At 58.0% G+C, this 22,224-nt stretch carries 16 protein-coding genes and 1 tRNA gene; 4 read left to right on the top strand and 13 right to left on the bottom strand.

Going from position 1 to position 22,224, the window contains the following annotated elements:
- Positions 1-48: 48 nt before the first annotated feature.
- The 7 genes from JAO77_RS19735 to JAO77_RS19705 all read right to left on the bottom strand — a co-directional run bounded on the left by JAO77_RS19735 (position 49) and on the right by JAO77_RS19705 (position 10,258).
- Complete coding sequence (locus tag JAO77_RS19735; RefSeq protein WP_198992150.1) at positions 49-2,691, bottom strand: MGH1-like glycoside hydrolase domain-containing protein; 2,643 nt, start codon at positions 2,689-2,691, stop codon at positions 49-51.
- A gap of 68 nt (positions 2,692-2,759) precedes the next feature.
- Positions 2,760-4,199 (bottom strand): Gfo/Idh/MocA family protein, encoded by a 1,440-nt coding sequence (locus JAO77_RS19730; protein WP_198992149.1) that lies wholly within the window; start codon positions 4,197-4,199, stop codon positions 2,760-2,762.
- A gap of 143 nt (positions 4,200-4,342) precedes the next feature.
- Entirely contained in the window at positions 4,343-4,786 is a 444-nt protein-coding gene (locus JAO77_RS19725; protein ID WP_198992148.1) for a hypothetical protein, read from the bottom strand.
- 246 nt (positions 4,787-5,032) lie between these two features.
- Entirely contained in the window at positions 5,033-6,883 is a 1,851-nt protein-coding gene (locus JAO77_RS19720; RefSeq protein ID WP_198992147.1) for an ABC transporter ATP-binding protein, read from the bottom strand.
- 155 nt (positions 6,884-7,038) lie between these two features.
- Entirely contained in the window at positions 7,039-7,545 is a 507-nt protein-coding gene (locus JAO77_RS19715; protein ID WP_198992146.1) for an energy transducer TonB, read from the bottom strand.
- A gap of 45 nt (positions 7,546-7,590) precedes the next feature.
- Positions 7,591-9,093, bottom strand: a complete 1,503-nt coding sequence (locus JAO77_RS19710) for a sodium:solute symporter (protein WP_198992145.1) — start codon at positions 9,091-9,093, stop codon at positions 7,591-7,593.
- A 151-nt stretch (positions 9,094-9,244) separates the two neighbouring features.
- On the bottom strand, positions 9,245-10,258 hold the full coding sequence (locus JAO77_RS19705) for an MBL fold metallo-hydrolase (RefSeq protein ID WP_198992144.1): 1,014 nt from the start codon (positions 10,256-10,258) through the stop codon (positions 9,245-9,247).
- 126 nt (positions 10,259-10,384) lie between these two features.
- Here JAO77_RS19705 and JAO77_RS19700 point away from each other — a divergent pair, with 126 nt between their 5' ends.
- Positions 10,385-11,113, top strand: coding sequence for a Bax inhibitor-1/YccA family protein (locus JAO77_RS19700; protein WP_198992143.1), 729 nt, complete (start codon positions 10,385-10,387; stop codon positions 11,111-11,113).
- Positions 11,114-11,195: 82 nt separating this feature from the next.
- Here the strand turns inward: JAO77_RS19700 and JAO77_RS19695 are convergent, their stop codons facing one another.
- Both JAO77_RS19695 and JAO77_RS19690 read right to left on the bottom strand, forming a co-directional pair.
- Positions 11,196-13,322, bottom strand: a complete 2,127-nt coding sequence (locus JAO77_RS19695) for a M61 family metallopeptidase (protein ID WP_198992142.1) — start codon at positions 13,320-13,322, stop codon at positions 11,196-11,198.
- A gap of 126 nt (positions 13,323-13,448) precedes the next feature.
- Entirely contained in the window at positions 13,449-14,117 is a 669-nt protein-coding gene (locus JAO77_RS19690; RefSeq protein WP_198992141.1) for a class I SAM-dependent methyltransferase, read from the bottom strand.
- A 236-nt stretch (positions 14,118-14,353) separates the two neighbouring features.
- On the opposite strand from JAO77_RS19690, the gene JAO77_RS19685 reads away from it, so the two are divergent.
- Positions 14,354-14,435 (top strand) — tRNA-Leu (locus JAO77_RS19685).
- A gap of 141 nt (positions 14,436-14,576) precedes the next feature.
- Positions 14,577-15,299, top strand: coding sequence for a phosphatase PAP2 family protein (locus JAO77_RS19680; RefSeq protein WP_198992140.1), 723 nt, complete (start codon positions 14,577-14,579; stop codon positions 15,297-15,299).
- A 27-nt stretch (positions 15,300-15,326) separates the two neighbouring features.
- Here JAO77_RS19680 and JAO77_RS19675 read toward each other — a convergent pair whose 3' ends face one another.
- The 4 genes from JAO77_RS19675 to JAO77_RS19660 form a co-directional block, all read right to left on the bottom strand.
- Positions 15,327-17,726, bottom strand: a complete 2,400-nt coding sequence (locus JAO77_RS19675) for a GAF domain-containing protein (protein ID WP_198992139.1) — start codon at positions 17,724-17,726, stop codon at positions 15,327-15,329.
- A 66-nt stretch (positions 17,727-17,792) separates the two neighbouring features.
- The gene (locus JAO77_RS19670; protein WP_198992138.1) at positions 17,793-18,467 is read right to left on the bottom strand and encodes a hypothetical protein; all 675 of its coding nucleotides are present in this window, start codon (positions 18,465-18,467) and stop codon (positions 17,793-17,795) included.
- A gap of 125 nt (positions 18,468-18,592) precedes the next feature.
- Positions 18,593-19,114, bottom strand: coding sequence for a hypothetical protein (locus JAO77_RS19665; RefSeq protein WP_213019437.1), 522 nt, complete (start codon positions 19,112-19,114; stop codon positions 18,593-18,595).
- A 322-nt stretch (positions 19,115-19,436) separates the two neighbouring features.
- Positions 19,437-20,861, bottom strand: coding sequence for a dicarboxylate/amino acid:cation symporter (locus JAO77_RS19660; RefSeq protein ID WP_198992136.1), 1,425 nt, complete (start codon positions 20,859-20,861; stop codon positions 19,437-19,439).
- 335 nt (positions 20,862-21,196) lie between these two features.
- Between JAO77_RS19660 and JAO77_RS19655 the strand changes: the two genes are divergently transcribed.
- Positions 21,197-22,207, top strand: a complete 1,011-nt coding sequence (locus JAO77_RS19655) for an enolase C-terminal domain-like protein (protein WP_198992135.1) — start codon at positions 21,197-21,199, stop codon at positions 22,205-22,207.
- Positions 22,208-22,224 lie beyond the last annotated feature (17 nt).

The following is a 22,224-nucleotide window of genomic DNA, read 5'->3' as shown; positions in this document are numbered from 1 at the left end:
CGCAATCGAATTGTGCAAGCCTATTTTGGCTAGCAACTTGCCAGGGGTCTACATAAAATACTCTAGCAGCGTTACGAGGGCCGTCCAGCCGGTTTGGTGGCTGGCGCCGCAGCCCCGGCCGGTGTCGCCGTCGATATACTCGTGAAAGAGCAGCAAGTCGCGGAAGTGCGGGTCGGTGGCGTAACGCAGGTCGTTGCCGTGAGCCGGGCGACGGCCCTGGGCATCGGGTAAGAAAGGCGACTGCATGCGCTTGGCCAATTCGGCTACGGCTTCGCTTAAGGGCACGTGGTGGCCCGAGCCGGTGGGCAGCTCCACTGGCCCTAGGGTATCGCCGTAAAACTGGCAAAGCCGGTTTAGGGCCAATAGCAGCACAAAATTGAGCGGCAGCCATACTGGACCGCGCCAATTGGAGTTGCCGCCCATGACGTTAGTGTCCGATTCGCCGGGGGTGTAGGCCGCGGTGTGGGTTTCGCCGGCCACTTCCATAGTGGCGGGCTGGGCTAGGTGGGCCTTCGAGAGCGAGCGGAAGCCACTGGGCGCCAGCATCTCCTCTTCGCTAAATAAATACGGAATGACTTGCTCGAGCTTCTGGCGCGGCACTAGGCTGAACAGCCAGCGCTGGCCGTCATCCGACTGCACCACGGTGGGGTAGCGCGGTGCAGCCCACATGCTGGTGAGGTGGTCATCGACCGCCGCCACAAAGGCCGGCACATGCGCCAGCGTGTGGCGCTCTAGCACTAGCTTGCCAAAGAGCGGTGCCAGGCCCAGAATCGAGCGCATGGGCACCGGGCGGCGCTGGCCGTTGGGCTCCACTAGCATGTCGTAGTAGAAGCCAGTCTGGCTTAGCTCGGGGTCATCTTGGCACTCGGCCGCCAGCTCAGCTAGCGCGCTGCCAATAGCCTCAAAATCATGAAACAACTTGATAGCTAGCTGCTCATAGTCTGCTTCCTCGGGGGCTAGCTCCAGCGCGGCGCGCATAAGGTAAAGCGTGTAGCCGGCCAGCCACGATAGGCTATCAACTTGCTTGAGGTAGCCGCCGCCCGGCACCTGCTCGCGGTTGAGGAGGCTGGCGTTATCAAGACCTAGGAAGCTACCCTTGAAGCTCTCCTCGGGGTGGCGGTGAAAGCGCTCCATCCACCACTTGTGGTTGGGCAGAAGCTTGCTTAGTGCTTCGCGCAGAAAATCTAGGTCGCACTCACCCAGCTCATTTTTGCCGTACTCGTACAGCAGCCACGCCGACTGCCCTTGCACGGGCGGATTGGTGTTCGAGAAATCAAACTCATAGCTTGGTATCCAGCCATCGGGCTTGGCAAAGTGGGGCGTGGCAGCCAGCAGTAGGCACTGCTCTTTGGCAAACTTGAGGTCGATGGGCGCCAGCGCAAGGCAGTGAAATACTAAGTCCCAGGCCGCAAACCAGGGGTATTCCCACTTGTCGGGCATCAGGATGATGTGCTCGGCTTTGAAGGCGGGCCAGTCGCCATTGCGCACCTCACCGCGGCTAGCTGGCGGGGTGGGCTGGCCGGGGTCGCCGGCCAGCCAGCGGGCCACGTCATAGTTATAGTATTGCTTGCTCCAAAGCACGCCGGCCCAGGCCTGGCGTTTCATGGCGGCTACTTCGGGTGGGCTGCCCGCCAGCAGTGGGGCGTAGAACTCGTCGGCCTCGCGCAGCCGGTCGGCAAATATGGCCGTAAAATCATCCCCTAGGGGGGCTGCTAAGCCCAACTCGGTACTCAAGCGCAGGCGTACTTCTACTGCCTCGCCGGGCTCGATACTGAGTTCATACACCGGCGCGGCTTTAGTGCCCGTTTCGGCAGTGCGGGTGGCGTGGCTGGCCTCGCCACCCGGCAGTAGAGCCGTGTGGAAGGCATCTTTTACCAGCGCGCCCGTCGCGTTGGGCGTACCAAACAAGCGCTCAGTATTAGTCTCGTTATGAGTGAGTAGCAGCGTGTCGGTGGCCGAAAAATACAGCGTATAGCTACCTAGTCGGTGGTGATGCGCCAGCACGGCGTGGTGCCCGGTGGCCGGGGCCTGGCGCGTAATTGCCGGCTGGCCCTCCTCCACACCGAAGCTCCAGCGATTGCGAAACCAGAGCGTGGGTAGCAGGTGCAGCGGTGCAGCCTCGGGGCCTCGGTTCGATACAGTAAGACGCACCAGCAGGTCAGTGGGACTGGCTTTAGCATATTCCACCGCCACATCGAAGTAGCGGTTCTCGTCGAAAATTCCGGTGTCGAGTAGCTCAAACTCAGGCTCAGTAGGCTTGCGTTTGGCGTTGGTGTCGCGCAGCTGATGGTACGGAAACGCTGCCTGCGGATACTTATAAAGAAACTTTTGGTAGCTATGGGTAGGCGTATTATCAAGGTAATAATACAATTCTTTTACGTCTTCGCCGTGGTTGCCTTCCTCATTGGTGAGGCCAAACAGGCGCTCCTTCAAGCAGTTGTCCTGGCCATTCCACAGCGCCACGGCAAAGCATAGCGTCTGAGTATCGTCGGAGATGCCGGCTAAGCCATCTTCGCCCCAGCGGTAGGTGCGAGCGGGCGCGTCTTCGTGCGAAAGGTAGCTCCATGCTTCGCCCCCTTCACTGTAGTCTTCGCGTACCGTACCCCATTGGCGTTCACTAAGGTAGGGACCCCATTGCAGCCAGTTGCGCTCCTGGGTGTGCTGCTGATGCAGGCGTTCGTTCTCGGTCATGGAGGGGTGGCAACTACTTGGCGAGTTGGCGCGGTGTATTAGAAAATAGGAGGGTAAGTGGGTAGTGCCTAGCCGAGCTTGGGCTCGGGGCCACGAAACACGTCGGTGCCGCTTACCGGGGATAGCTTTACCGGGCGCCCTTCCCGGGCCGACTGGTAGATGGCCTCCATAATGCGTTGGTCTTGCAAGCCTTCCTCGCCGGGAGTGTGTGGCGGCTTATTTTCTAGAATGCACTCCGAAAAATGGTCCATCTCGGCCGCAAACTGATTTTTGGCGCCGATGATAATCTGGTTTTGCATCTTGGCTGGGCCTTCGGCGTGCGAAGTTTTTAGCTGCTGCCCACGGTAGGCGTAGCCATTGTCGAGGTGCAGCCAGCCGCGCTCGGCATTCACGCGGTAAAAGCGCGAATCGTGGGTGTCATAGTGCGTGATGCTATCGACCACGATGCCACCCGGAAAGCGCATTTGCCAGCTCATCATTTCCTCTACTTCCTTGAAGAGCGGGTTGCCGGGCGTGCTGTGCATGTAGCCAAATACCTCGGTGGGCTCGGTACCTAGGAGGAAGCGGCTGGTATTGAGGCAGTACAAGCCAATGTCGGGGAGCGCGCCACCGCCAGCCAGCGCCTTTTTGTGCCGCCAGTGGTCTGTATTGGCCGAGCTTTGGCTGTTCTGCCCTTGGATATATTTGACTTTGCCGAACTTCTCACCGCGCACCATGTCGCGTACCAGCCGGTTATAGGGCTCGTACTGAATACGGTAGGCTATCATTAGATTCACCTTGGCTTCTTTGCAGGCGGCTATCATCAGCTCGCACTCGCGCGCCGAGTTAGCCATCGGCTTTTCGCAGAGGATATGCTTGCCCGTTTTCGCACCCCGAATCACGTATTCGGCGTGCATCGAATTGGGCAGCACGATGTAAATGGCCTGCACCTCGGGGTTGTCTTTCAGCTTGTCGTAGTCGGCGTAGCTATAGCAGCTTGTAGGCTTAATGCCGTACTGCTTTGCCACTTTGGCCAGCTTCTCGGGCGAGCCGCTCACCAGCGCCACCGGCTTCGATTTTTTGCATTCGCCAAACGCTGGCAGCAGTTCTTCTAGCGTGAGGTGACCTAAGCCGACCAGCGCGTAGCCTACGCGCTGGTCGGGCGGCAGTGGGGTAGGCGTGGGTGGCGACTTCGGGTCTACGTTCGATTTCCACGCTTCCAACTCGATAGGCTTGTCGGCCGCTGCCGGCACCTTGGCGGGCGGCGACACAGCCTCCGACGACGGCACCTGCTGGCCCCCGGCCGCCGTGTAGGTAGTGCTCGCATCGACCTGCGCGGCCGGTGTGCCAGTAGTAGGCGTGGTAGCCGCCGCGCCTGCTGCCGTTGGCTTATCCTGGCAGGCGGCGAGGGTGCCCGCTGCCACGCTGGCCGCCAGCCCGCGCCCGGCCAAGTTCAGAAATTCCTTACGCGATACTTCCTGGCCCGCATGGCGCAGCACAGTATTCAGCAGGTCGTTGGTAACGGACATAGAAGCAACTGGGTATGTGATAAGCGGCGCAAAGCGTGCTTATTCTTGCATACTCATTAAATCTTCATATGGTTTGGTAGTTAGCTATAGGTGGTAGGTTCTACCACTTTTGATAAGTGGCGGCCAATAGATAGCTAAATCAATCAGTTATCGTGCGCCAATAAATAAAAATGATTAACTCCTTGGTTTCGAAGCATACTTATAAGGTTCATAACCTTTGAAGCATTTGTTTCTGCATTGATAGCCAAAAAGAAGCTGGTAGGATAACCTGTCAAGATAGGAGCAATTGCCTTAGCGTTTGCAACACATTCTGTTAATTGTGAAGAGCTTAGTGAAGCATTCTGTTGAGCTGATAGTAGAGCTTGATGAGTAATTGCAGAGGAAGTTAATATACCTGGCAATTCACCAATAGAGGTCGATAGGTATGGTAGGTTACCTAATTCGCCTGCTTGCAGAGCAGTGAAAGTAATGCCATGCGCCGTACCTATTTTCTCGAGAATAGCTGCTTGCAATGTACTATTATTAGTGGCAAAGGAAACTCGCCCGTCAGCAGCTAAACTGATAACAGTTTCAGAGGTAGTATGCACATTGAAACAAACATTGCCAATCACTCGGGGTGTTTCGCTTAGTAACACTAGACCCCGTCTGGGCTCCAGAGGATAATATAGGAGAAGCACTAAGCAAGTAAGTGCTACGAAGACCCCCGCTATAGGAGTTAGGTCAGGATAAGATAAATATATAGAATGACGAAGAAGGACTTTGCTTCTCATCGCGGCTAGGTAAAAGAAGTATGACTACCTGATGCCAGCAAGCGATGATTTGCACACTAGCCCTTACGCCAACTCAAACTGCAACCGCAGCAAATTAGCGTACAGCCCGCCCTCGCGCTCGCTTAGCTCGTCGTGCGAGCCGGCTTCTACGATGCGGCCACCATCGATAACCAGAATCTTGTCGACCTTGCGGATAGTGCTGAGGCGGTGAGCGATGATGAGACTAGTGCGGTTTTGCATCAACTCATCGAGAGCACCTTGCACTAACTTTTCGCTTTCGCTATCGAGCGAGGAAGTTGCTTCGTCGAGGATGAGAATGGCGGGGTTTTTTAGAATGGCGCGAGCGATGGCTACGCGCTGCCGCTGCCCGCCCGAGAGCTTGATACCGCGGTCGCCCACCACCGTATCGAGGCTTTCGGGAAAGGCCGAAATGAACTGCCAGGCGTTGGCACGTTGCGCAGCCTCGATGATTTCCTGGTCGGTGGCATCGGGCTTGCCGTAGGCAATGTTATCGCGGATGGTGCCGCCGAAAAGCAGTGTTTCCTGCGGCACGATGCCGATATGCGAGCGCAGTGCAGTAAGGTCGTAATCGGCTATGTCGTGCCCATCTACCACGATGCGCCCGCCGCTGAGCGGGTAAAACTGCATGAGCAGGCCCGCGATGGTGCTTTTGCCCGCCCCGCTGGGGCCGACGAGCGCAATTTTTTCGCCAGCTGCGATGTGGAAATCAATATCTTGCAGCACCGACACATCGGGCCGGGTGGGGTAGCGGAAAGCCACGTGCTCATAGCGGATTTCGCCGCGCACCTGAGCCGGCACGAGACCTAGGGCGGGCTCTTGCAAAGTTGGCTCGGGCGTTTCGTCCAAGATTTCGAGAATGCGCTCGCTGGCCCCTAGGGTGCTTTGCACCTTGCCGTATAGCTCGCCCAGGCCGGCCACCGACGCACCGATGTATACCGTGTAGAGAATAAACGAGACAAGCTGCCCGATTTCAAGGTGGTTGGGGTCGCCTTTAGGCGTGTGCACCAGCGTGGCCCCGCGCCACAGCACCAGAATAATGCCGCCGAACAGGCCAATAATCACGAACGACACGAAGCCGCCTCGGTAGAGGTTGCTTTGCAAGGCCGTGCGCACCACTTTGCGCAGGGCAGCATTATAGCGCCCGATTTCAAACCGCTCATTAGTATAAGCCTTCACCGAATTGATGGCTTGCAGTGTTTCCTCCACGATAGTGTTCGTGTGGGCCAACTCCTGCTGCACGGTTTTCGACAGGGTGCGGATTTTGCGCCCGAATAGCCCCGCCGCCAGCACGATGGGCGGAAACGTGACCAGCATAAAAACTGATAGCTTCCACGACACGACCATGATGAACGCCAGGCCCGCCAGCAGCGTAAATACCTGCCGGAACAGCTCGGCCAGCGTCAGCGAAAACGAGTCCTGAATCTGGGCTACGTCGCTGGTAATGCGCGAGGTAACGGCCCCCACGCGGTTTTGCTCAAAAAACGGAATCGGCAGCTGCATGAACTTGGCATAGAGCGCCTGCCGAATGTCGCGCACCGTAAACTCGCTCACCTGCGTGAAAAACCAGATGCGCCCAAACGAAAACAACCCCTGCAACACCGTGACAAGGAAAAGGCCCAGCGCGATACGGTTGATGTCGAGCACCAAGCCGCCGGGCAGCACGAAAGGCTTATCGTTGGCCGCGTCTACCAGCTTGCCCCCAATCCAGGGGAACGTCATGGTGCTGAGGCTGCTAAGCACCAGCAGCACCATGCCTATTGCAAACTTGGTGCGGTAGGGCAGTACGAATTTGAAAATCCGCAGGCCGCGTTTCAGCGACTCCTTATTTACTTTCGGTTTGGGCAGGTCGGCGGTGAGGTCGCTGCCACTGGTATTCAGTCCACTTCGGGCCATAATCTACAATGGCCGGCTGGGGGCCGGCCCACTTATATAAAAGACGCAAACGGCGCGCTGGTACTTTGCGCCGCCTGCGGAAAATAAGTGTACCGTGGACTCCTAGGGTGCCACGAGCTTCAGTAAGCCGCAGGCCCACGGTACACCTACGCTACTTAATTTAACCCCGGCGCATCCTTAGCCGAGCGGGGTACTTTGCGGTCAATTTCAAACTTAGTAACGTTGGCGTTATCAAATGGCACCGGCACCTGCACCATAATGGGCACCGGCACGCCGCGCCGCGTGGCTGGCTGCCAGGCCGGCATGGCTTGCACCACGCGCAGGGCCTCGGCGTTGCACTCGGGCGTGAGGCCCTTGGCTACTTTGGGGTTGGTAAGCTTGCCATCGGTGCCCACGGTGGCAGTCACGATAACGTCGCCGGTCACGCGGGCCTGCTTGGCTTTGTTGGGTACCTGCACATTTTGGGTGAAGAAGTCACCCATTGCTTCCTCGCCGCCGGGGAAGCTTGGCGCTTTATCGGGGCGGTTTTCGGCCCCGCCGCCGGGCTGCAGTTGCATGTTGCCGGGCGAAAGCACCACGGGCGCTTTGGCCGGTGCGGGCCGAGTTTGGGCCAAGGCCGCAAAAGGTACGGCAAGTGCTAGCGCGAGGTAAGTAAAACGCATAGAGGAAGATAAAAAACGGAATAGCTAACCGGTAATCGCCACGGATTAGGACAAAATAGCGGCGGCTTCGGTTCGGTTGGCGGAGCGCGATATCAAGAGTAAGCCCAAAAAGGTGAGGGCTCCATTAAGCAGCAAAATCTCGAAGCCAAATTTGTAGCCGCCCAGCCACTCCACCGAGTGCGACACAATGAGCAGCGTGAGCAGTGGCCCCGCCACGCACACTGGTAGTACCAGTGCCTCGCGCAGCCGCCGCCGCGTAAAAATGCCGAAGCTGTAGAGCGCCAGCAGCGGCCCGTAGGTGTAGCCTGCTGTTTTGAACACGGCATCAATTAGGCTCTGCTCATTGATGAGGCGGAAGACGAGGATAATTGCAATCAGGGCCACCGACCAACCTAGGTGGGTGAGCTGGCGAATGCGCGTCTGCCGGGCTTCGGGATATTGCTTGATATTAAGAAAATCAACACAAAACGACGTAGTGAGCGCCGTCAGGGCCGAGTCGGCCGAGGCGTAGGTGATGGCAATGAGGCCCAGGATAAACACCACGCCCGCAAACAGCGTGAACTGCGTAGTGGCTAGGTATGGGAAAACCAAGTCGGTATCGAGCGTCTTATTGGCCTTGAGCAGCTGCGGCAGCTCGTTCAAGTTCAGCCCCTTAGCAGCGGCGTACTGGTAGAGCAGCACACCTAGGGTAAGAAACAGCACGTTGACACCCACGATGACGGGCGTAAACCAGAACATGTTTTTCTGGGCGTCGGCGAGGCTGCGGCAGCTTAGGTTTTTCTGCATCAGGTCCTGGTCGAGGCCGGTCATCACAATGGTGATGAACATGCCCGAAGCAAACTGCTTCCAGAAAAACTTGTCGTCGCTGAAATTGGAGAAGTATACCTGCGACATGCTGCTTTCGCGCACCGTGCTCACAAGCTGCTTAAAGCCTAGGTTTAGCTCCGACGAAATAAAGTAGATGCTCAGCGCTACGCAGCTCAGCATGGCCAGCGTCTGGAAGGTGTCGGTCCAGAGAATGGTTTTGAGGCCGCCCTTGAAGGTGTAGAGATAAATAAACAGGATGCTGACCACGACCGTGGCGGCAAACGGCACACCCATTGCGTCGAATACCGCCAGCTGCAACACGCCCGCCACCAAATAGAGCCGCAAACCCGACCCTAGGGCTCTGGAAATCAAGAAAAACAGCGCGCCCGTCTTGTAGCTCCAGTAGCCAAAGCGCTGCTCTAGGTAGGTGTAAATAGATACCAGCTGAAGCCGATAGTAGAGGGGCATCAGCACCGTGCCGATGACCACATAGCCGGCCACGTAGCCCGCTACCACGGCCAAGTAGCTCCAGCTTTTGCCATACACATTGCCCGGCACCGAGATGAAGGTGACGCCCGAGAGCGAGGTGCCAATCATGGCAAAGGCCACCATGTACCACGGCGCGTTGCGGTTGGCCACGAAGAAGCTTTCGCTCGTAGCCTTGCGCGAGGTAAGCAGCGCAATGATGACCAGAACGGCAAAATAGCCCGCGATGAGGCTAAGAACGAGGGTAGGAGACATTTTTTGAGCTGTTAGCTTGTGGCTGTTGGCGGTTAGCTTTTTAGCAGCATAAGAACCGACAAAGCTAAAAGCTAATACGCGTTGTTGCCCGGTGGCTTAGCGACGCAAAACAGCTACTGGCTAGTAGCCACAAGCTAACAACTCAAAAAAACTACTCCCATTTGGTCCAGTCGAGCACCTCGCCCACCGCAGGGGCGTGTAGCTCGCCGCGCAGCAGGCCGCCGGCCGCCACCTCAGTTAGTAGCCGCAGCGGCTCCGAAGCGGGCTCGTCGGAGAGGTCAAAGGTGCCGTAGTGCATGGGCACTAGGTGGCCGGCGCGCAGCACGTTGGCGGCCTTGGCCGCTTCGTGGGGGTTCACGTGGCTCATGTGCATCATGAAGGGTGGCTTGTAGGCCCCAATAGGCAAGAGCACAATGTCAAGCGGACCAAAGATTTGCTCGATGGCGTCGAAGTGGTCGCCATAGCTAGTGTCGCCGCCAAAATAAAGGAGCCGGTCTTCGGTCTTAATCAAAAAGCTACCCCACAGCACCTCGTTCAGGTCAAAAAGCCCGCGGCGATGCCAGTGACTGGCCGGCAGGTAATAAATCTCAAAAGGCGCAGCTGGCCCTAGGTCATACTGCTGCCACCAGCCGGCCTCTTGCACTGGCAGGCGCGGAGCCATGCCGCGTAGCAGCTTGCCCATGCTGAGCGACGAAAGCACCTGCATGGTCGGGTTTTGCTGGGCCAGGAGCTTGATGCTGCGCTCGTCGAGATGGTCGCGGTGGCCGTGCGAGAGCAGTAGATAGTCGATGTTGCGTACGTCTTCGGGACGACAGGGTAGGGGGTGGCGGTGGCGCAAGCCCACCGACGAAAACAGCACGGGGTCAAACAGCAAACTTACCCCCTGCACCCGCAGCAAAAAGCCGGCGTGCCCCAGCCACACCAGCATGTCCTGGGTCGAGAAAAATGCCTCGGCGCAGGGCACCACCTTGGGCACCCAAGTGTCGCGCTTCTTCTCCTCCTTTTGCGGGTTAGCCGTCAACTGCCAGCGTAGTGCCGTGCCAAAGGTGGGTTCATACAATGCTTCGCCATTACAGTACTCCTTGCCAATGAGCTTGTTGCCGGGGTAGCCAGGGCGAATGGTACGCAGGTCTGCGTTGCGGCGATAGTGGGCAGGGGCAGCCATAGAATATAGTCGAAGCGGCGGGCCACTAATTGGCCACAAAGTTGTTATAGTACCGTCGTTGCCGGCCAAAGTTCGTATAGCAGGCAGTACAACTTTCTTCTTCGTTTCTATTCGCTTCTTATTCACATGAGTGACAATCAAAATCCGTCGGGTCGCGTTCGGGCCCACCAACTGACGGAAGAAGACGCCGCCCGCATTCAGGCCAACTTTTTTGCCCAAGTCTACGGTTGGATGGCCGCTGGCTTGGCGCTTACTGGCGGCATGGCGCTGTTTGCCGCGTCCTCGCCGGCTTTGCAGCAGTTCATATTTGGTAATCGGTTCGTGTTTTTCGGACTCATCATTGCCGAGCTAGTAGTCGTAGGATTTCTTTCGGCGCGCATCTTTCAATGGAGCTTATCGCAAGCTAAAGCTGCCTTTGTGGGTTATGCCTTGCTTAACGGGCTTACGCTGAGCGCTATATTCTTAGCCTACACAGCTAGCTCCATTGCCTCTACATTCTTCACTACGGCGCTAATGTTCGGTGTGATGAGCATATTTGGCTATTTCACTAAGTCCGATTTATCGGGCTGGGGTAAGCTACTGAGCATGGTGCTCATAGGCTTAGTTATCGCAGTAGTGGTCAATATGTTCTGGGGTAACTCAACGTTAAACCTGATTGTGTCGGGCATTGGAGTTATTTTATTCACGGCCTTAGCTGCCTACGATACTCAGAAGCTGAAGCAGATGGCTTTCATCGGCGTGACGGAAGGAGAGGAAACTAGCAATAAAGCTTCCATCCTAGGTGCCCTTACGCTCTACTTAGACTTTGTTAATCTCTTCCTCTTCTTACTGCGCTTCTTTGGTCAGCGTCGCTAGTGCGCATAAGTAGTTAATAATATTAAAAAAGCCCCGCCGAATTATCGGTGGGGCTTTTTTGATGCAGTGATTAAATGTTGACCTAGGGCTTGATAGCAGCAGCACTAGCCAGCCACGCCGCACGCATATCCTTTTGTGCCTGGGTAGCGGTCATTTTCTCTACGCTTTCCATGGGCTGCACCTGCACGTTAGAGTCTTCGGTGAGTACGACTTGCGTGGTGCGCTCAATGCCAGCGCGGTTGCGCACGCGCACTGGCACGAGGTCGGCGGGCGTGTGGCGGCGCATCACGCCTTCGAGCGTAACCATATCGGTGATTTTCACCCCGTCGAGGGTCATAATCTCGTCGCCGCGGTCGATGCCCGCTTTGTAGAGGCCCGAGCCCATCGTGGTATTGCGCGCCAAGATGCAGCGGCCATCCTCCGTAAATTCTACCTGCCTAGGTAGGGCGGCGGCCAGTACCTTGGTCGGTACCACGGCCAGGCCAGCCAGGGCCAAGTTCTCGGCGAAGCGCGGCGTTTCGTGGCCGTAGATGTAGCGCCGGAAGAAGGTGCCTGCAAAGGCCGTATCCTTAGCTACGGTGCCTAGCACGCGCTGCAAGTCGGGCAGCGTATAGGGCTTGGCGGGGGCCAGGCTGGGCGTTTGGGGCTTGCCAAACTCCTGCCATAGTGCCTGCATGTACTTATCGAGCGAGGTGCGGTAGCGCTGGCGCAACTGCATGTCGAGCGAAAGGGCTAGGCCCGCGCCCTGGTAGTAGTACGAGAGGTACGTGTTGCTGCGGTTGCCGGGGTCGATGCTGGTGGCGGCATCCACAAAGCCCGCCTGCTGGCTCATTTCTACCGCCGAAGCGTAGCGAGCACCCGGCGAGTTGAGGCGCACATTCACCCACTGGCTTACTTTCTCAAAGAATTGCTCGTCGTCGTAGTAGCCGGCGCGGCGCAGCATCAACTCGCCGTAGTACTGCGTAAAGCCTTCGCCAAACCACAGCGCGTCGCTCATATTCACGCGCTGGAAGTCAAACGGCTCCAGGCCTTTGCTGCGCAGGCGCTCGGTGTTGTAGGCGTGGAAGTACTCGTGCGATACAGTGGCTAGGTTGCGTAGGGCGCCTTCTTCGCGCAGCGGCAGGGGGCTGGTGAGCGAAGTCGAGTTGCGGTGCTCCATGCCATCGCCGCTGGCCTGAGGCAGGTAGTCGGCCAAGAAGGTATAGCGGCCGTAGTCGAAGGTGGGCACTTCGCCCCCAAACACACCGGCGGCCTCGCGCACTATCTGCTGCGTTTTCTTCACCAATGCTTCTACCTCGCTGGCCGAGCCGCCGTAGTAGGTGGCTATCTCAAAGGTGCGGCCGCCGTCTTGCCAAGTGTGCAGGGTTTGTTGAGTACCTAGTACCACGGGGCTATCCATGAGGTACTGCAGGTTAGGCGCGGTGAAGGTGGTGCGGTCTTCGCCGGTAGGCCGTAGCTGGGTCGCAGCCTTCCAGCCCGTGGGCATCTCAAACTTTACCTCAGCAGCCCGGCCCTCTAGGCCCTGCGCATAGCACAGCGTGGCGGGCATGTTGAGGTGCGCGTGCTGCTGGTCGATGCCCGCGTAGGTGCCGTCGGTACGGTCGCCGTACAGAGTGTAGCTAAACTGAATGGTGCCATCAGCCGCCGGCCGCACCTCCCAGGAGTAGGGGTCGGGCCGCCGGATACCTAGGAGCTTGCCGCTGCCATCGGTAGCTACGGGGTAGTATGTGTTCTTAATAAACTCGTGCAGCGCATAGCGTCCCGGCGACGAGCGCGCCATCCGTATCACAAGAGCCTTGCCTGACGTTAGCCCCGCAAAGGTGGCCGTAATGCGCGCCTCGTGGTGCACTGCATTCGGAAACGACACGGTGTAGCGTACTGCTGGGCCAGTAGCAGCTGCCCGCGCGGGGGCTGCCGGCGCAGGCTCGGTAGTGGTTGGGGCGGCTGCGGCCGGCTTGGGTGCCGGGGTGGCGACAGCTGGCTTGGGCGCTGGGGTAGGGGCGGCGGTGGCTGGCTTCGCAGCAGGGGTAGCCACAGGTTTTGCCGCGGCGGGTTTCGCAACGGGGGTGGCAGCAGGTTTGGCCGGGGCTGGTTTAGCAGCTGCAGGCTTGGCTGGCGCCGCGGGTTTGGTATTCTGGGCGGCCGCCGTAGTGGCGAGGCTCACGCTACCTAATACTCCCAAATAGAAAGCGGGAAGAATTCTTCTCATAATAAAATCCTACTTAATAGCTAAAAGGCCCGGTTACAGCCGGAAATTGATTTAAATGATGCAAATTAAAAGCAAAAATTCGACCTCGCCACCGGTTCTGCTTTGTCGCTGGCTCACCGCCCACCTTTATTGCAATACCTGGCACCAGATAAAATCGCCGTAGAAGCTCGCTTGGTAGCGATTCTGAAGCCCTAAGGCAGCCAAAGCGCTCGGCCAGGGCGGAAGCTGCTGCGCGCGTAGCCCCACCATTACTTTAAAAAATAAATACATTGCCCGCAGCAGTACGCGCTGCCACCACGTGCGGGGCGGCCGAAAATCAGCCACCAACCACAGCGCCCTAGGTCGGCGCGCGGCCTGCAAGCGGGCCACTGCGGCCGGAAACTCCGCCAGGGTAAAGCAGTCTAAAACGAAAAAGGTGACCACAACATCAAACTGCTCGGCGGGGCTTAGGGCCTTCTCGTTGCCATGCCGAAACTCGACCTGCGCTGCGGCACTAGGGGCCAACTGCCGCAGCCGAGCCTGGGCCTGCGCCAGCATGGGTGCCGAAGTTTCGAGGTAGAGCACTTGTGCGGCGGGACACTGGCGCAACAGCTCAATAAGCACCCAGCCCCCGCCGCCGCCCAGCACCAGCACCTGCGGTGCCGGGCCTGCCAGTGGCAGCCCGGCCGCCAGCGCCGCCTGCTGCGCCCGCCGTTGCGCCCGCCCAAACACGGCCCCCGCCAACACATCATACACGCGGGCCACGCGGCTAAAGTCGGCGCCGGAAGGGGAGGGGGGAGGGGCTGAAGAAGCCATAGAAACTGCGGAAATAGTGCCCACAAAGAAGCATAGCAGCTCGCTAACTCCCTTTTGCAGCAGCAACTCACAAAAAAAATGCGTTCACAAGTAGCTGAGCAACAATTTTTGGCGCTGCTACCAGGCTGGCTAAAGCGAAAAAAACCACCCTAGGGTTGCGCCGAGAGTTAACGATTCCGTATCTTTGCACCATCAAACGCCCCACCAACCGGGCGGCCAGCGTTTGAAGATTGCCTGCGCTTGTGGCGAAATTGGTAGACGCGCTGTCTTCAGGCGGCAGTTCCGCAAGGTGTGAGAGTTCGAGTCTCTCCGAGCGCACGAGTTACCCAACAAAAAAGCCAGCCCTTAACAGGGGCTGGCTTTTTTGTTTAGCGCCTAGGTTGGTTTTCGGTTGCAACCGGGTAGTTGGCCTCTTCCGGCAGAATTTCGTTCAACTTAGCTTTCACCCTTCCCAACCCTATGCCCACCCCCGTTGCGCGCCCTGGCTCCTCTACTTCTCCGCCCGCGCGGGCGGCCGGCTTGGCGGGGCTTCTCACAGCCGAGGTCATCTTTGGGGCGGTGCTATTTGTGGCGGCGTTTGGGTTATTTTTCTACCTCACTCGCGTGGTGTTTCGCGAGCATTCGCAGGTATTCGACGACTGGGGCTTTGCTCAAATGGACCGCCTGCGAGCCGCTCGACCCTGGACGCGTCCTTTAGTTGATTTCCTGACTTTCTTTGGTTCAGTCAAGTTTTTGGTGCCAACGAGCTTGCTCATTCCATTTCTTATGTACCGGCGCGGCCGGAAGCGCTACGCCATCGAGCTGCTCTTGGCGATGGGGGGTGGGGTAGCTCTCAACGAGTTACTTAAAGCTTATTTTCACCGCGACCGGCCTACCACGGCCCTCATTTACCAGTATGGCCTGAGCTTCCCCAGCGGGCACGCCATGATGGGGATGTGCCTCTACGGCTGCTTGGCGTGGCTGGCCGTGCAGCATGGCCGCCACTGGGGCTTGGCAGTAGCGCTGGTGTGCTTTTCGCTAAGTATCGGGCTCACCCGCGTGTACCTGCACGTGCATTACCCTACCGATGTGGTGGCGGGCTTTGCAGGCGGGGCGGCCTGGCTAGTACTGCTGCGCACGGGCGTCCGGCTTTTCTGGAAGGAAAAGAAAATACCTGGCCAAGACGTCACGGTAAGCGAGTAAAGTGCTTGCCAAAGCCCTAGGTGGTACCTATAGCTTGACTTTAACGCGAAGCGCCAGTAGACCTTTCACACCCTGCAGCTCTTCTAGCTCCAGCTCCTCCACTTCAGGTTCCAGCAGGTTGCGGTCCTGCAAGTAGTCGATGTATTCGACGTACTCAGTTGCCTCGCGGGGCTGCGCATACACCAGCGCCAGGTAGCCGGGCTGGGTCAGGCGCTCGCCAGTACCCAGCACCGTGGCCTTGTCGATACGCTTCTTAATTATCTCGTAGCGAATGTTATACGCGCCATCTACATCGAACTGGCGCTCGTCTTGCCGGAAGCGGATGCTAAGGGACTGCGAGTGGATGAGGATGAGCTGCGTGGTGTCGAGCGGCACGGCCAGCTCAGCCTTCAAGGCATGAGTGCGGCGTGTGATTTCGACCATCACCAGTAGCTGCCACAGGCGCAGGTTTTTCAGGAAAATGAGGTCAAACGGCTTGTCTTGCACCAGGCTGCCACCCACATAGATGTTAAACTCCACGCCGTCGGTTTTGAAGCGCTGGAAGTAGTGCGGAAACATTTGCTGCGCCTTAGCCTCTTCTTGGTCGAGGTACTCGCTGACCACATCGTTGATGCGCGTCACGCTTTCTTCAAAAGCCTTGCGGCGGTTATAGAGGATACCTAGGCGCGGGTCAATATGCTGCCAGTAGTGGGCAATGGTGGGGCGCAGCTCGGTAATATTTTGGGCCAGGTACTCAAACAAGGGCTCTACCTGCGTGCGCAAGGAGTCGTAGATGCTGACTTCGTCGCCGCTGATGATGCCCTGCCGCAGCCGTCGCAAGTTCTTAGTTACGTAGAACTTAAGCTCGTCTAGAATAGGTAGCGCCTGGTATTCAGATGCCTTGCGCAGCACCCGGCCCGCTAGCGTGAGGTGCTCGATGAGGTCGGCCTGCACGGCTTCGTTGCGGGCCACGCTCGAGCCGCGGATGTCGCAAGAGCCGTGCAGCGGGTACACATCTTCAAACACGATGGGCTCCATCTCGGCCGAGCGGTTGCCGTCTTCGTGCTGGGCCAGCAGGCGCCGGGCTGCGTCATTAAAGCGCCATTCCATGGTGGGGTGAATAGCCGTAAACTTCTCTTTAATAACTGCTTGGATTCGCGTTTCTAAGTCTTCGGCGTTGCGTTTTACAGCCACGGCAAACAGCGGCACAAACTGCTTCACCAGCTCCATGTCAAACTCATTGAGCGCGCCCACCTCGGGCGAGCCTAGTTCGAGCAGCCCCACGGTGTCGGGGCCATAGGGCAGCAGCGCCAGAATAGCCGAGCGAATGCCCAGCTGCAAAATTTGCTGGCGCACATCTTCGGGCAGCTCGGGCGCGGTGGTCACATCTTCAAGCACCAACGGCTGGCGGTCGGCCAATAGGCGGGCGTAGAGCTGCCGGAAGCCACCCACGGCCCCTAGGCTCTGCATCTGCTTGGTGAGGAAGCTGTGGTTGATTTTGCGCCCAAAGTCCACAAAGGCCTTCTTGCGCTCGTCATACGCCGCAATGCCGAGTTGTAGAGCCGGCCGGGCAAACAGTACCCGCAGCTTTTCCTGAATCTGCTCGAGCCGGTCGGAAGCTTGCAATACGTCGCGCTCCAGCAGGTCGTATTTCAGCTCCGACAGTATTTCCTGGGTCGTGACATCTACCAGCTGCAGCAGGTTGAAGCCTTCCAGCGCAAAGCGCTCGGGGGGCAGCACGCGGTACCACAGCTCTAGGCGGTGGCGGTTGTGAAGCAAGTGCTGTACCTGCTCGGGGCTCAGCTCGGGCTTTTCGCCCACCACTCGCACGCGCACAAACGACGAATCGAAGTTGACACCGTAGTGCCGGTAGAGCCCAATGCTGTAGTCGGGTACCGTAAAAATGAGTCCGCTCTGCGTTTCGGGTATTTCGGCCCCGTATTCCCGACCTAGGATGAGCAAGTACGCCATCTGGGTCATGTGCAGCTCCAGGGTGGCGTAGTCGATATTGAGCGGCTGCTTGATGGTGCGGTCGCGCCCCATCATCACTTCCGCAAAGCGGCTAGTGTAGTAGAAGCTGCGCCGCTGAAACGGCGGAATGGCCCCCGTGATAGCCGTGGTAGTAGCCGCCGGCGGAAACACCGCCAGCATGAGCATATCTATCAGGTCCTGAATGCCGTCAAGCTGCTCAATGGTGTGCATATTACCCCGGCAGGCACCGTGCTGCTTTACTTCTTCGCACACCGCACGGGCCAGGCGCGCCACGCCCGGGTTGGGGTCGCGCTCGCGCTCATGCCAGTAAGCGATGAGCGGCTCTAAACTCAGTTCCGTAGCAAATGGAAAGCCAGGGGCCACAGCTGGCGCAGGCTCCACGGGCACTGCCTCGGTGAGGCCGGCGGGTAGCTGAGCTTCATCGGCGGCAAGCGTAAGGAGGTCGGGGGCAGGCATGAGCAGGCAGAATTAGCAGAAAAGAGGTATACGTAGCTACGTAGACGCCGACCGAGACGGTTTGCCTTACCTAGGCCGTGGCAAGCGGGTAAGTTCCTTAATGGAGGCAGTATCGTAGGCTACTACTGTCACGCGAGTGGTATTGGCTGGATTACCTATGCCGAGGGTAAACGCTTTGCCTGTATTGCGGTAGCACGTGCAGCAACCATTGGCCTCGTCCTCGCCAGCTATAAAGATATTTGTGAGGTAGTAAGAGTAGGTAGGCTTGCGGTTACCGGAGCGATTGCGAATGAGCGAAATGCGATATGTATAAGCATCCAGCTTATTCCCGCCACTTGCCGGGAAAGGCGTAGAATTGTTGATAACTACTATATTTTGGCGACCTATCTTGTTTGTCTCGCCATTGGCAGAAGTAACCCGCAATGTGTCCGAAATCAGCGTATCGCCCTTCGCATTGATGTAAAGAGGACGGCCTATCGTTACTGAGTCTGTAGTAGCGACAAAATTAGGCAGCTTACTGGGGTTGAGCGAAGTACGGTAAATTCTTAGCGTGTCTACATCGCTGGCATTGAAGCTGACGAACTTGCCACCGCTTACCTGCCGGTGCGTGGTGTAGTTAAATTTGAATTGCAACGCATCGGCCAGCCCTGTGTCTGCGCACACGCAGATATCATTAGCGCAGCAGCCCGCTAGGGCCAGCAAGAGCAGTAGCCCCGGAATAGAGCACAGTATCTTTTTCATCAGCACAGCTAAAAGAGAGCCCGGCGCCGGGGCTTGCAAAAGGCAAACCACCGGGCCGGGCTACAAAGGTCCGAAGGCCGCCGATTATTGTGAGCGACTCCGAAAAATAAGCGAGCGCGCCTTGGTTATCGGTTGCTAGCCGATGAGGGCAGCGTGGGGTTGTTGACTTGGCCGCCCGCCATGAGGAGGGGATTCAGGCGGGTAGAAGCCGTGTCGAGCTGCGGGCGCACTTGATTCAAGGCTTCACGCAGGGCAATTACGTCGGCTAGGCGCGGGGCGTCGGTTTGCGAGTAGCCGTGGTACATGGCCACTTTCACGTTAGACGTGCCTTTGCCCGTGTAGGTGCCTAGGAGCTGGCCGCTGGCGTCCATCACCTGTACTTCGGCTTCTAGGTCGGTGTTATACCATTCGAGCGGGGCACCGAAGATGCTGGGTACCAGCATCGTAATAACCTGCGCCGCTTGCAAGCTGCGGCCCTTGCGAATGGTGTGCACCTTAGTTACTACCAGGCGGATGTAACCATAGGTAGCTGTATCGGTGGCTTCCACTACGTTGTGCTGCAGCTCTGACTTGAACAGGCGCAGCGGGTCATCGGGGAGAGCACCGTCGTTCATGGCCAGCGGACCGGGGTCGGCTGTGATTTCCATGGGAGGAAGGCGCTTGGTGATAACCGCCGTCGGGGTATGCGAAAAGCTGCCTTTTACCGACATGCAGCTGCTGAGGCCTACTAAAACTGCAGCCGCTACCAAAGCTGGCCGTGCAATGAAAGAGTACAATTTCATAGTGGAATGATAAAAGCTAAAGTTGTACTTTGAAGAGATATTTTAGAGAATTAACGCCCTTTTATTGAATAAAACTTATTAATGCTCTAAAGTACTACAGGCTTGCCAATCTACCAAAAAATAGTCTTAAATCAAGTTTTAGGCGGTTGCCAGATTCAAATATAAAATTGTGTTAGGGCCAGATGAGTTAGTGAGAAGCAGAGTGGGAAACTGCGGCTGGCTCTACGGTAAGCAGGTTGGGCGGCGCTACATAGTTATCAATAAATTCGCCTTCCCAACGTGCAACCACTGCGGAGGCCAAACAGTTGCCTAAAACATTGACGGCCGTGCGAGCCATATCCATGAGGGCATCGATACCTAGGATGATAAACACGGGCCAAGCCGGTAAGTTAAACGAAGCCACCGTAGCCAATAGTATAACGAGCGAGGCGCGGGGCACGCCGGCTACGCCCTTGCTGGTGAGCATGAGCGTGAATACCATAAGCAGCTGGTCGCCAAAGCTGAGCGGTACGCCCGCCGCCTGCGCCACGAATACCGCCGCCAGCGATAAGTAAAGCGTAGTGCCATCGAGGTTGAAGGAATAACCCGTGGGCATGACGAAGGCCACAATGCGGCGCGGCACTCCAATACCTTCCATGGCCTCCATGGCGCGGGGTAGGGCAGCCTCGCTGCTGGTGGTGGCAAACGCAATGCTGACGGGCTCGGCCACCGCCGCCACAAAGCGCCGTAGCGGCAGGCGCGCCAGCAGTAGCACCGGCAGCAATACTAATACTACAAAGGCGATGAGGGCGCCATAAAGCGTAAAGAGCAGGTAAGCAGCATTCTTTAGTGGGGCTAGCCCCATCTTGCCCACCGTGTAGGCGAGGGCGCCGCCTACCCCTAGGGGGGCAAAGTACATTACTACGTTGGTGAACTTAAACATCACCTCGGAGAGGCTTTCGCAAAAGCGCAGCATGCGGCCGCGGGCCGGCTCGGGGCTGAGGGCCAAGCCGATAGCGAAGATGATGGCGAAGATGACCACTTGGAGTACCTGGCCTTCGGCCACCGACTTGGCAATGTTTTCGGGGAAGATGTGCAGGATGATGTCGGCCGCCGATTGGTGGGCAGCGGGCTGAAGCACGTCAGCCTCGCCGGCGGTTGGCAGTACTTTAGCCACGCCTACGCCGGCTTTGGTTAGGTTGATGGCCGCCAAGCCAATAAATAGGGCAAACGTCGTTACCAACTCGAAATACACTAGCGCCTTGATACCCATGCGGCCCACCTGCTTGAGGTTGGCGTGGCCCGCAATACCGACCACGAGCGTGGCAAAGACGAGCGGCGCAATGATGGTTTTTACCAAGCGCAGAAACGCGTCGCTCAGTACTTTGAGCGGTACCGCTACGCTGGGAGCATCGTACCCCAACTCGATGCCGACCAGCATGCTCAGCACTATCCAGAGGGTGAGCGAGCGCCGGGGCGCCAGGGCCATACCTAGGGCCGCCAAGGCCAGCCAGCGGGCAGTGGCCGGCACGGCGCTAGGTAAGCTGATAAAGCCGTAGGCAACCAGCATCGTGAGGGCTAACGCTACTAAAATCAAGGTAATAGCCAGCCCGGAAAGACGCGAGAACTTCATGCGCAAATACTATAAGAAGCAAAATGAGGCTATAAAGAACGGGATTGCAGGCCGAAACCGCGGCCGACCGCCCTCGCCTGGCCTCAAAACGCGCTCGCTTACAGCTGCATTGAGGACATTTGTGCAGCAAGCTGCTACCTAAGGTAGGGTACGTAGCTTGCTGCTGGCTGCAACGCCACCTAGGCGCAGGTAAATGCTTGGTAAGCAATAATTACGGTTACGCAATTAGTGCGCACTAGTTCAAGCTTATGTTAAGCTGGAGCCTTTGCCCCGAAGCTAGCTTGGTGGCTGCTGGGGCGAGTATCGCTAGCTTTGGCGCTCTTCTCTTGCCCCTCATGCTTACGGCCTGGACTTTAACAGCGCACGACCTGCCGCTGCGGTACACCTGGAAAATCGCGCGCAATGCCTCAACCACCAAAACCAACCTCGTGGTGCAGGCCACCCAGGCTGGTAGCGTGGGGCGGGGCGAAGCGGCACCCAACGTGCGCTATGGCGAATCGCCTGAATTGCTCCAGCAGCAGTTTGCGCGCTTGCTCGCGGCCGGGCTGCCCCAGGTAACCACGCTGCCCGAACTGGCGGCGCTGCTCGCCGCGCAGCCCGTGGCCCACGCCTTGGCGTTCGCGCTGGAGGCGGCCCTCACACATTGCTTGGCTGCACGTGCCGGGCAGCCGGTATGGCAGTTTTTGGGGGTGCCGCAGCCAGCGGCGCGCGTAGCCACCGCGTTTTCGCTGCCTATTATGGACCCAGGTGAGGTGGCCGGCTTTATTGCGCAGCAGCGTGCCCAGCGCTTCAGCTTGTTAAAAATAAAAGTGAACCAAGCCGAAGGACTGGACTTGCTGCGCGCCGTGGCCGCAGCCTGCCCCGGCCAGCCGCTGCTGGTAGATGGCAACGAGGCTTGGCCCGATGCCGACAGCCTCCTGCAGTTTCTGGAGCAGGTGGCGGGGGTGCCGGGCCTGGTGCTACACCTATTAGAGCAGCCCCTGCCCGCCGCCCTAGCCGACGACTACCGCTACCTGCGCCCGCGCACAGCCGTACCGCTGCTAGCCGATGAGTCGGTGACCGACGAGGCTGATTTTAGCGACATTGCCCGGCAGTTTCACGGTGTCAACGTCAAGCTTATGAAGGCTGGGGGCTACCAACGCGGCATCGACCTGCTGCGCCGCACCCGTGCCCAGGGCCTGCTGCCCATGCTAGGCTGCATGGTCGAAACCTCCCTAGGTATCTGGTCGGCCTTGCAAATCAGCGCCCTGGCCGAGGTGCACGACCTCGATGGTATGCTCATCGTCCGCGACGAGCCTTTTGGGCTCGTGCACGAAGCCGATGGGCAGTTAGTGGCCGCCCCCTAATGCCGGGCGCAGCCACT

The sequence above is a fragment of the Hymenobacter sp. BT559 genome (genome assembly GCF_016427535.1).
GTDB lineage: Bacteria > Bacteroidota > Bacteroidia > Cytophagales > Hymenobacteraceae > Hymenobacter.
Note: the sequence above shows the minus strand (reverse complement) of the source record. Positions and strands in the feature narration are given on the sequence as shown.